This window comes from Arthrobacter sp. NPDC057388, assembly GCF_042668165.1.
Taxonomy (GTDB): domain Bacteria; phylum Actinomycetota; class Actinomycetes; order Actinomycetales; family Micrococcaceae; genus Arthrobacter.
Genome location: NZ_JBHVBL010000042.1, coordinates 25,811 through 35,866 on the forward strand (window position 1 = coordinate 25,811; position 10,056 = coordinate 35,866).

12 protein-coding genes are annotated in these 10,056 nt (G+C 65.1%); 7 read left to right on the forward strand and 5 right to left on the reverse strand.

What is annotated here, in order from left to right:
- Window positions 1-375, reverse strand: coding sequence for a hypothetical protein (locus tag ACFUTU_RS17220; protein ID WP_377966427.1), 375 nt, complete (start codon window positions 373-375; stop codon window positions 1-3).
- 152 nt (window positions 376-527) lie between these two features.
- On the opposite strand from ACFUTU_RS17220, the gene ACFUTU_RS17225 reads away from it, so the two are divergent.
- A complete protein-coding gene (locus ACFUTU_RS17225) occupies window positions 528-1,292 on the forward strand; it encodes an MBL fold metallo-hydrolase (protein WP_377966429.1) in 765 nt (254 codons plus the stop codon).
- A gap of 395 nt (window positions 1,293-1,687) precedes the next feature.
- Here ACFUTU_RS17225 and ACFUTU_RS17230 read toward each other — a convergent pair whose 3' ends face one another.
- From ACFUTU_RS17230 to ACFUTU_RS17240, 3 genes are all read right to left on the reverse strand, one after another.
- On the reverse strand, window positions 1,688-2,350 hold the full coding sequence (locus ACFUTU_RS17230; RefSeq protein WP_377966431.1) for a cyclodeaminase/cyclohydrolase family protein: 663 nt from the start codon (window positions 2,348-2,350) through the stop codon (window positions 1,688-1,690).
- A 92-nt stretch (window positions 2,351-2,442) separates the two neighbouring features.
- Window positions 2,443-2,916, reverse strand: coding sequence for a VOC family protein (locus ACFUTU_RS17235; protein ID WP_377966433.1), 474 nt, complete (start codon window positions 2,914-2,916; stop codon window positions 2,443-2,445).
- Between the two features lie 145 nt (window positions 2,917-3,061).
- A complete protein-coding gene (locus tag ACFUTU_RS17240) occupies window positions 3,062-3,463 on the reverse strand; it encodes a VOC family protein (RefSeq protein ID WP_377966435.1) in 402 nt (133 codons plus the stop codon).
- 100 nt (window positions 3,464-3,563) lie between these two features.
- On the opposite strand from ACFUTU_RS17240, the gene ACFUTU_RS17245 reads away from it, so the two are divergent.
- A complete protein-coding gene (locus ACFUTU_RS17245) occupies window positions 3,564-3,974 on the forward strand; it encodes a DUF3054 domain-containing protein (protein ID WP_377966437.1) in 411 nt (136 codons plus the stop codon).
- A gap of 129 nt (window positions 3,975-4,103) precedes the next feature.
- Entirely contained in the window at window positions 4,104-4,385 is a 282-nt protein-coding gene (locus ACFUTU_RS17250; protein ID WP_377966439.1) for an Lrp/AsnC family transcriptional regulator, read from the forward strand.
- Between the two features lie 74 nt (window positions 4,386-4,459).
- Here the strand turns inward: ACFUTU_RS17250 and trpD are convergent, their stop codons facing one another.
- Window positions 4,460-5,518 carry an anthranilate phosphoribosyltransferase gene (gene trpD / locus ACFUTU_RS17255; protein WP_377966441.1) on the reverse strand — a complete coding sequence of 353 codons (1,059 nt, stop codon included), beginning with the start codon at window positions 5,516-5,518 and terminating at the stop codon, window positions 4,460-4,462.
- A 112-nt stretch (window positions 5,519-5,630) separates the two neighbouring features.
- On the opposite strand from trpD, the gene ACFUTU_RS17260 reads away from it, so the two are divergent.
- The 4 genes from ACFUTU_RS17260 to ACFUTU_RS17275 all read left to right on the forward strand — a co-directional run bounded on the left by ACFUTU_RS17260 (window position 5,631) and on the right by ACFUTU_RS17275 (window position 10,001).
- A complete protein-coding gene (locus tag ACFUTU_RS17260; RefSeq protein ID WP_377966443.1) occupies window positions 5,631-6,305 on the forward strand; it encodes a heme-copper oxidase subunit III in 675 nt (224 codons plus the stop codon).
- 86 nt (window positions 6,306-6,391) lie between these two features.
- Window positions 6,392-7,180 (forward strand): c-type cytochrome, encoded by a 789-nt coding sequence (locus ACFUTU_RS17265; RefSeq protein ID WP_377966445.1) that lies wholly within the window; start codon window positions 6,392-6,394, stop codon window positions 7,178-7,180.
- 102 nt (window positions 7,181-7,282) lie between these two features.
- Window positions 7,283-8,353, forward strand: coding sequence for a Rieske 2Fe-2S domain-containing protein (locus tag ACFUTU_RS17270; RefSeq protein WP_377966447.1), 1,071 nt, complete (start codon window positions 7,283-7,285; stop codon window positions 8,351-8,353).
- Window positions 8,331-10,001, forward strand: a complete 1,671-nt coding sequence (locus ACFUTU_RS17275) for a cytochrome bc complex cytochrome b subunit (RefSeq protein ID WP_377966449.1) — start codon at window positions 8,331-8,333, stop codon at window positions 9,999-10,001. The genes ACFUTU_RS17270 and ACFUTU_RS17275 overlap by 23 nt, the downstream gene beginning before the upstream one ends.
- The last annotated feature ends 55 nt before the right edge of the window (window positions 10,002-10,056 follow it).

The window sequence follows — 10,056 nt, forward strand, 5'->3', positions numbered from 1 at the left end:
TCAGCGAGGCGGGCGCTGCCCCTCGGCGTCGCCGTGCACAGCACCGGTGAGTACCTCAACCACAGCGAGCTGGCCGGTTGTGTCGGGAACGCCGGGGAACTGGACCTGCGCATCTTCGGGCGCAGGCACTGCGGTCTGGCCAGCCGTGCGCATGCGCACAAGGGCAACGGCCGAAATGAGGAACCACGCAACATTGGTGACCACGGAGGGCCATGCTTCGTGGAAGGCGCCGTTCAGGATGAAGGCGCAGGCACCAAACAGATTGGCGGTCTGGAAGCGCCGTCCGGCCTTCAGCCAGCCCATGGAGACAGCCAAATACGCACCGAGGATCGCCGCAGCACCTGTCCAGCCGGCAATTTCCCACAGCAGTTCCATGATTTCCTTTCGCAGGTGATGCCCGGCCGCTTGTGACTCTTCGATAGCGGCACGTGAACGAAACGTTCGAATAGCAAACGCATGCACATCATGGCACAAGCGGTGGTGCCGGCGCGGGCAGGCGGGGCCGGGACGTGGCTAGGATGTGCATCGTGAAGCATCAATCCCCCGCATGGGACCTCGCCTCCCGAACGTCCGAACCCTCGCCCGGCGTCCTTTTCGTGGAAGGGCCGGCGTCGAACTGGATCGTGGTGCGCGGCGACGCCGGGTTCATCATCATCGACGGCGGCTATCCCGCCGACCGCCCCCTGGTCCTGGCATCCATCCGCCGGCTGGGCCTGCGTCCGGCCGACGCCAGGGCCATGCTGATCACCCACGGCCATGTCGACCACACGGGATCAGCTGCTTACTTCTCCGAGACCTACGGAACGCCCATCCTGTGTGCCCCGGAAGAGCTGGCCCACGTACAGGGGAAGGAAAAGCACCAGGTGACGTTTGGCCAGGTCATCATCCGCGCCTGGCGGCCCCGCGTCTTCCGGTGGATGGCCCATGTCATCAGGGCGGGGGCCCTCAAGGCGAAACCCGCAACGCAGGCCCAGGCCTGGAGCGCGGCCACGCTCAGCAACCTCCCCGGCAAGCCTGAAGCAGTCCCCCTGCCGGGACATACGCCGGGAAATGCCGCGATCCTGCTTCCGGAGGCAGGAGCCATTGCGGTCGGTGACGCATTCGTCAGCGGGCACCCCCTAAGCCGGTTTGACGGCCCCCAGATGCTGCATCCAATGTTCCATTCCGACCCGGCGCAGGCGCTCGCAGCAACCCGCGCCCTGGACGGGAAGGATGCCTCGGTGGTGCTGCCGGGTCATGGCCCCGTACTCCGGATGCCGCTGAGGGACGCCCTGGCAGCCCTGCGCAGCTGACACGCAGCCAAGTGTCCCCTAAAATGAATGGTGTTCATTTACTTCGCACCCGCCACCGCTGGCGGGAAAGCAACGCCATTCAAACCGAGGGAGCCAGCGACAGTGACGCCGGGGACATTTGCTGAGAGCAGCGATCAAACTGCACAGGACCTGCTGGGAACGAGGGTCAGGGTTGAAGAAGCCGGAAAGGTGATCCGCATCGGCCATGTCGAAGCCGCAACGCACTCGGGGGCTCTGTTCTGGATCGGGGCCGCAGGCTGTGAACCACGGCGGCTTTACGGTTCGGCGCTGGGCCAGAGCATATTCCCCATGCCGGAAGCCGAGGGCGCAGACTAGGCAGAGGCGCAGCTCCGCCAGACACCGCGGTCCGGACGTCCGGCGGGGAGATCAGGCAGTCAGTCGGCGCCGTCCGGGGCGGAACGGTGATTCACGTCGGCGGTCAGCCGGTCGATCCGGTCAACGGCGTTATCGAGGCTCTCGATGGTCCGCCAGAGGGCCGGCTGCTCTTCCCGGATCTGGTCGGGCGTGCGCCCTGCGGACGTGAGGGCGGCGAGGTCAAACCTTAAGTTGGTCCGGGCACCGGTCACCGCTGCCCTGAGGGCTCCGAGCGCGACGACGACGTCGGCGACAAGCGCCCGGTTACCGTTGGCGGCCAGCCACTGCAGGTCGGCGATGGCGTCGATGGCGCGCTCGCCCAGCACGGCAGATGCCTTGGCAGCATCCACGGACGCCCGGTGGATGGCCTCCTCACGCTCGGGCCCCGGATCCAGCCGGAAGGCTGCACCAAAATTCCGGGACGCCGATGCATCCTCGTCGGCCAGCCGAAGGGCGGCCTCCCGCAGCGCACGCACCCGCGTGTGGATCTCGGCCAGTTCATGCTGCTGGTGCCCGTCAGCCTCGGTGTACCCGGCGACCATCGATGCCAGTGACGCCGCGATGGCAAGCATCACCCCTGCCCCGGCGCCCCCGCCCGGGGAGCCGACGGACTGTGCCAGGGCCTGAGTCCAGTCCTCAACCGTCGAACTCTGGGTCGTTACAGCCTGCGAATCGTCACTCATGGCACCAGTCTGCCCCAAGCCGCGCGCGGACAGACTGAACCACGGACGACGGCGGGTCCCCCCGCCGTCGTCCAATGGAGCTTTTTAAGGCCCTAACCGCCGCCGTAAGCCCGCTGGAGTTCGGCGATGTCCAGCTTCTGCATGCCCAGCATGGCCTGGACGGCGCGCTGGGCACCGGCGGCGTCGGGCCCGTTGATGAGCTGGCTGAGGACTTTGGGCACTATCTGCCACGAGACGCCGTATCTGTCCTTGAGCCACCCGCACTGGCTTTCACTCCCGCCCGCAGTCAGGGCGTTCCAGTAGCGGTCGACCTCCTCCTGTGAGGCGCAGTCCACCACGAAGGACACCGCCTCGTTGAAGGAGAACGCCGGGCCCCCGTTCAGGGCCTGGAAAACCTGGCCCTCGATTTCAAATTCGACAACGACGGCCTGGCCGGCCGGCCCGGGACCGCCCTCGCCGAAGCGCGAGACACTCGTGATCGAAGCATTGTCGAAGACGGACACGTAGTATCCGGCCGCCTCCTCCGCCTGGTTGTCGAACCACAGGCAAGGCGTGATTTTCTGCATGACGGCTCCCTCTTCTTTGCGGACGGACTCTGTGCGGACGGAGCTTCCCGACCAGCCCGGCCACTCCGCCGCCTCCTGCATATTCCGCCCTGACACTAGCCCCGCGGAATGCCTTGGACAATGCCCCCAGGGCCGCTGACCGCAATCAAAGCCTGGCGTCCTGCCCGCCGGGCGGCCCGCCGTCTAACGTGTGGCTCACCAGCCCGACGGTATTCCCTTCGCTGTCCCTGATGAACGCCATCCATTCGTCCGTGCCCGCAGGGCCGAGCCGTGCATCATCGTGGTGGAAGATCACGTGCGGGGCGCTCACCACCTCCACTCCCCTGGCCTCCAGTTCCGCCACCTGGCGCCGGACGTCCGGGACGTTGAGGTAGATCACCGAGGACGGCGCGCCCCGTTCCAGCAGGAGGCGGACGCCGTCGAGGTCGAAAAACAACAGCCCCGGCGGGTCGAAGACAGCTACCGGAGCGGTACCCAGCAGCCCGGAGTAGAAGGCGGCCGCCCGCTCAAGGTCGTCCGCGTGCTGCGCGATCTGGGTGAGCTTCATTCTGGCTCCTATGGGCGGTCCTGTTCGGTTCCTGCCTGCCATGGTCACCGGATAGCAGCGGCGGGGCAATACCTGCCAAAAAACGGATAGGCTCGGAAGCATGCCTTCCACATCAGACCGTTCCGGAACACGGGCGGTTCCGGCCCTCACGGCAGCCGCAGCGGCGGCCGATGTCATCCTCATCCTCGTCTTTGCCGCCATTGGCCGCGATGCCCACTCGCGGGGTGAATCCGTGGCCGGCATCCTCTCCACCGCCTGGCCGTTCCTGGCGGGGGCAGCCGCCACCTGGCTGCTCCTGCGCCTCTGGCGCCGGCCGCTGGCGCTGTGGCCGGCCGGCGTGGCCGTGTGGCTCGGCACGGTTGCCATCGGCATGGCGCTGCGGGCACTCACGGGACAGACGGTGGTCCTGCCGTTCGTGATCGTGGCACTGCTGAGCCTGGCAGTGTTCCTCCTCGGCTACCGCCTCATCGTCGCCATCATCCTCCGGCTCCGCGCCCGCCGCCGCGTCTGAGTCCCGCCGGCCCTGGCAGGCCGGCCGGGCACCCTGGTGGGCCAGGCCGTGCACGTCCCCGCCCATGTAATAGGCTGGCAGCGTATAAGGCTGGCAGCACAGCGCTCAACAGATCCGGAAGGGTTCACAGTGGTCACCGCATTCGTCCTGATCAAGACAGACGCCTCGCGCATCCCCGAAACGGCCGAGGAGATATCCGCCATTGAAGGCATCAGCGAGGTTTACTCCGTAACGGGTGAATGGGATCTGATCGCCGTTGCGCGCGTCGCCCAGCACGAAGACCTGGCAGATGTCATCGCCGACAAACTGTCCAAGGTGCCCGCGGTGGTCCACACCACCACGCACATCGCCTTCCGCGCCTACTCCCAGCACGACCTCGACGCCGCGTTCGCACTGGGGTTCGAGGAGTAGCCGTCTCCCTTAAAAGCAATGGAAGGCCACGCAACCTGCATGGCCTTCCGTTGCTTTTAAGACAGTTGTCCGACTTAGGCCCTGGAGAGGCTGACCCATCTCTCGAGGACGGCAGTGGCTGCGCCTGAGCCGATGGATTCAGCGGCCCGGCCCATGGCGACCTTCATGCGGTCGGTGAGCGGGCCGTCCGCCCGCAGGTCGTACGCCACCAGGCCCGCCGCCGCGTTCAGCAGGACGGCGTCCCTGACCGGGCCGGTCTCGCCGGCCAGCACGTTGCGGACGACGGCGGCATTGGCCTGCGCGTCGCCGCCGCGCAACTCCTCAACGGTGGCCTGGCGGATCCCCAGGTCCTGGGGCGAGAAAGTCTGTTCTGTCACTTGTCCGCCGCGGATCTCCCAGACAGTCGACGGACCGGTGGTGGTCAGTTCATCAAGGCCGTCGCTGCCGCGGAACACCAGGCCACGGCTTCCCCGCCGCGCCAGCACCCCGGCCACCAGCGGCGCCATGCGGGCGTTTGCCACACCCACCGCGGACGCCTGCACCCGGGCCGGGTTGGTGAGGGGGCCCAGGAAATTGAAGGCGGTGGGAATCGCGAGTTCGCGCCTGGGCACAGCCGTGTGGCGGAAGGACGGGTGGAACACCTGAGCGAAACAGAAGGTGATGCCGGCCTCCTCGGCGTTCCGGGCGACGCTGGCTATCGGCAGGTCGAGGCGCACCCCCAGCGCTTCCAGGACGTCAGCGGATCCCGACGACGACGACGCCGCCCGGTTGCCGTGCTTAACGACCTTTGCGCCCGCTCCCGCACACACGAGGGCGGCCATGGTGGAGATGTTGACGGTGTTAAGTTGGTCACCGCCGCTGCCGACGATGTCCAGCTTTTCACCGGTAATGGAGATCGGATTGGCATGGGACACCATGGCGTCGACGAGCCCGGCGATCTCCTCCACCGTCTCCCCCTTGGCCCGCAGCGCCACCAGGAAACCGGCGATCTGGACGGGCGTGGCAGCACCGGACATGATGGTGTCCATGGCCCATGCAGTGCTGTCCGCGCTTAGGTGTTCGCCGTTCAACAGTGCCGAGATGAGGCGCGGCCAGGTGTTGCCTGCCGCCGGTGCCGATACCTGTGAAGTCACCTCCTGATGCTATCGAGGTGCCCGCCGCAAAGACCAATGTGAACGGTCCCGGGAACTTTTCCGCGCGATTTCGCGTCTTTGTAGAAAAAGTCTCCGCAAAAGGCGGTTTGCGTTGGGCAAGCCGAAGTTTTACAGACATAATGTCTATGTGACATCTGCGACCCATGCCCCCAGTACCCCTGCGCACCCCACGCTGAACCGCCCGAACATGGTCTCCGTCGGGACCGTCGTCTGGCTCTCCAGCGAGTTGATGTTCTTCGCCGGCCTCTTCGCCATGTACTTCACACTCCGGTCCACCTCCGGCCAGATGTGGGCGGACGAGACGGCCAAGCTCAACTTCCCCTTTGCGCTCGTTAACACCATCGTCCTCGTGGCAAGTTCCTTCACTTGCCAGATGGGCGTCTTCGCCGCCGAAAGGCTCCAGCCGCGACGCAGCGGCGGGCCGCTCCAGTTCACCCGCTGGGGCATGAACGAATGGTTCACCCTGACCTTCCTGATGGGTGCCTTCTTCGTTGCCGGCCAGACCACTGAATACGCCATGCTGGTCTCCGAGCACGTGTCGCTGTCCTCGAACGCCTACGGCTCCGCCTTCTACATGACCACCGGCTTCCACGGCCTGCACGTCATCGGCGGCCTCGTTGCCTTCCTGCTCATCATGGGCCGCTCCTTCGCCGCCAAGAAGTTCGGTCACTTCGAGGCGACCTCGGCCATTGTCACCTCTTACTACTGGCACTTCGTGGACGTCGTGTGGATTGGCCTCTTCCTGGTCATCTACGTCCTCAAGTAGTCCACACCTTTCTCTCTTCACCCAGAGAACGCATTTCAAGAAGCGGCTCACGGAGCCGACGCACGATCGAATAAAGGAACCACCACGTGAAGGCACTCTCGCAGAAGCGACGTCACCCACTGGCAGCAATAGCCCTGCTGTTGATGGGCCTCCTCCTCACTGGTGGGCTGTATGCCGTTGCCACCACCGTCAACGAGGCCAAAGCCAGCACTGCAGAGTTCACCGCCAGCGATACCGAGGAAGGCCAGAAGCTCTTCGAAGCAAACTGCGCCACCTGCCACGGCATGGGTGCCAGCGGAACGCAGGACGGTCCCTCACTGGTTGGCGTCGGCGCCGCCGCTGTTGACTTCCAGGTCGGCACCGGCCGCATGCCCATGCAGATGAACGGCCCCCAGGCCTACAAGAAGCCGGCCCAGTTCAACGAAACCCAGACCCACCAGCTCTCCGCATACGTGGCCTCGCTGGGTGCAGGTCCGGCCATCCCGGCCGAAGAATACCTGGACGAAAAGGGCGATGCCGCCAAGGGTGGCGAGCTGTTCCGCACCAACTGCGCCATGTGCCACAACGCTGCGGCTGCAGGCGGTGCGCTGACCCGCGGCAAGTTCGCTCCGGCACTGGCTGATGTCTCCGGCAAGCACATCTACGAAGCCATGGCCACCGGTCCGCAGAACATGCCGGTCTTCAGCGACTCGAACGTCACCCCGGAAGGCAAGCGCGACATCATCACCTTCCTGAAGCAGATCGAAGCCAACGGCTCCCCGGGCGGCGCAGACCTGGGTGCCCTGGGCCCCGTTTCGGAAGGCCTGTTCGTGTGGATCGCCGGCCTGGGCGTCATCATCGCCTTCACGATCTGGCTGACGTCCCGTACGTCCTAGCCAGTCCGGCACGCACAAAGAATGTCCTGCTGATCACTCAGCAGGTTTGGAACTGAACATTAACTCGGCAAAGGCCGAGACGAGAGAAGGATGAGGCGAATCATGGGCAACCATAGTGACGGCAGTCCGAACCACTCGGGCACCGTAGCTACGGCTGGTCAGCATGAGGTGGAGAAATTCCAGGATCCTGGAATTCCCCCGCACCGCTTGCGCCTGGCTGACACGGACCCGAAGGCCGCCAAGCGGGCAGAACGGCAGGTTGCTGCGCTGTTCGCAATCTCAGTCGTTGGCACCATTATCTTCCTGGTGGCGTACTTCGCCATCGATCTGGGAGACGACTCCAGCATTGCGACGATCCGGCTGCAGAACGCACTGCTCGGAATCGGAACGGCATTTGCCATGCTCGGCATCGGCACCGGCATCGTTCACTGGGCCAAGGCCCTGATGCCGGACCACGAAGTTTCCGAGGAGCGCCACGCGATCCGCACGGAAGACGACCGCCAGGCTGCGGTCCGCATCGTCGACGACATCGTCGAGGAAACGGGCATCAAGCGCCGTCCCCTCATCCGGAACACCCTGCTTGGCGCCGTGGCACTGGCACCCCTGCCGGCCCTGGCCATCTTCGGTGACCTCGGTCCCCGCCCGGACGACAAGCTGGCGCACACCATGTGGGCCCCGCAGGACGGCAAGCTCAAGCGCCTCACCCGCGACCCCGATGGAACCCCCATCAAGGCCTCGGACGTCACCATCGGTTCTGCCTTCCACGTAATCCCGGAAGGCCTCAACGAACTGCACGAAGGCAAGCTCAACGAGAAGGCCAAGGCCGTCGTTCTGCTGATGCGCCTCGACCCGGCCTCGCTGAACCCCTCCGCGGGACGCGAAAACTGGGGCTACAACGGCATCGTTGCCTACTCCAAGATCTGCACCCACGTCGGTTGCCCTGTTGCCCTCTACGAGCAGCAGACGCACCACCTGCTGTGCCCGTGCCACCAGTCAACCTTCGACCTGACCCAGGAATGCAAGGTTATCTTCGGCCCGGCCAGCCGCCCGCTCCCCCAGCTGCCCATCGCAGTTGACGATGAGGGCTACCTGGTCGCCACCAGCGACTTCAAAGAACCTGTAGGACCAAGTTACTGGGAGCGTGATGAGCATGAGCGCAGCATCAACAGCTGAAGCCCCCGCCTACGTAGCCAACACCAAAGTCGGACGCTTCACTGACTTCGTCGACGAGCGTGTCGGCGGGTCCGGAATCCTCCGCGAATTCGGCCGCAAGGTATTTCCGGACCACTGGTCCTTCATGTTTGGCGAAGTGGCGCTGTACTCCTTCGTCATTCTGCTCCTGTCGGGAACCTTCCTGACGTTCTTCTTCGATCCGTCCATGGCGGAAACGCACTACGCCGGCTCCTACACGCCGCTGAAGAACGTCGAAATGTCCGTGGCCTACAGCTCCTCGCTGGACATCTCTTTCGACGTCCGCGGCGGCCTCTTCATGCGCCAGGTGCACCACTGGGCAGCACTGCTGTTCGTTGCCTCCGTGGCCGTGCACATGCTCCGCGTGTTCTTCACCGGTGCATTCCGCAAGCCCCGTGAAATGAACTGGGTGGTGGGCGGCGTCCTGCTGATCCTGGCCATGGCTGCCGGCTTCACCGGTTACTCCCTCCCCGATGACCTGCTGTCCGGCAACGGCCTGCGCATCATCGACGGCGTGATCAAGTCGATCCCCGTGATCGGCACCTACATCTCGTTCTTCCTCTTCGGCGGCGAGTTCCCCGGTACGGTCATCATCAGCCGCCTCTACACGCTGCACATCCTGCTCGTGCCGGCGCTGATCCTGCTCATGATCGTCATCCACCTCTTCATGGTGGTTGTCCACAAGCACACGCAGTACCCCGGCCCGGGACGCAACGACCACAACGTCGTCGGCTACCCGCTGGGCCCGGTTTACGCTGCCAAGGCCGGTGGCTTCTTCTTCATCGTGTTCGGTGTCATCGCGCTCATGGCTGCGTTCTTCACCATCAACCCGATCTGGAACTACGGCCCGTACGACCCCTCCCCCGTGTCCGCAGGTACCCAGCCTGACTGGTACATCGGCTGGGTTGACGGCGCGCTGCGCCTGATGCCCGGCGTGGTCAACGGCTTCCACTTCGAATACATCGTTTTCGGCCACGTCCTGACGCTGAACGTGCTGCTCCCCGCGCTTGTACCGGCGGGCATCGTGTTCACAGTGCTGTTCACCTACCCGTGGATCGAACGCTGGATCACCAAGGACAACCGCGAACACCACGTCCTGGACCGTCCGCGCAACGCCCCCACGCGTACCGCGATCGGCATGGCAGGCTTCACGTTCTACTGCGTCATGTGGGCAGCGGCCAGCTCCGACCTCATCGCCACGCACTTCCATGTGTCACTGAACGACGTCACCTACTGGCTCCGTGCACTGTTCTTCCTCGGACCGGTCATCGCGTTCGTCGTCACCAAGCGCGTGGCCCTGGCCCTGCAGCGCAAGGACCGCGAAATCGCCCTCCACGGCCGCGAGACCGGACGCATCGTCCGCCTGCCGCATGGTGAGTTCATTGAGGTGCACGCGCCGCTCGACGAGTACAAGCGCTACAAGCTTGTCGGCTTCGAGTCGCCCGCACCGATTCCGGCCCAGCCGAACGAGCACGGTGTGGTGACCCGAAAGGAAAACCGCCGCGCCAAGCTGTCCCGCTGGTTCTTCGAGGACCGCGTCGCTCCGGCAACGCCCGCTGAGCTGGAGGCCAGCCACGGCCACCACGAAGCAGTCGAAGCAGGCGAGGGACAGAAGACCCTGAGCCACTAGCCTGCGGCTTCAGCAAGCTCCATACAGAAGAGGCCCGGTCCACCAGGACCGGGCC

Bases quoted from the DNA above. Each gene is read 5' to 3' on its own strand.
- ACFUTU_RS17275 (WP_377966449.1), top strand. From the start codon at position 8,331: ATGAGCGCAGCATCAACAGCTGAAGCCCCCGCCTACGTAGCCAACACC.
- ACFUTU_RS17230 (WP_377966431.1), bottom strand. From the start codon at position 2,350: ATGAGTGACGATTCGCAGGCTGTAACGACCCAGAGTTCGACGGTTGAG.
- ACFUTU_RS17220 (WP_377966427.1), bottom strand. From the start codon at position 375: ATGGAACTGCTGTGGGAAATTGCCGGCTGGACAGGTGCTGCGGCGATC.
- ACFUTU_RS17245 (WP_377966437.1), top strand. From the start codon at position 3,564: ATGCCTTCCACATCAGACCGTTCCGGAACACGGGCGGTTCCGGCCCTC.
- ACFUTU_RS17235 (WP_377966433.1), bottom strand. From the start codon at position 2,916: ATGCAGAAAATCACGCCTTGCCTGTGGTTCGACAACCAGGCGGAGGAG.
- ACFUTU_RS17270 (WP_377966447.1), top strand. From the start codon at position 7,283: ATGGGCAACCATAGTGACGGCAGTCCGAACCACTCGGGCACCGTAGCT.
- ACFUTU_RS17240 (WP_377966435.1), bottom strand. From the start codon at position 3,463: ATGAAGCTCACCCAGATCGCGCAGCACGCGGACGACCTTGAGCGGGCG.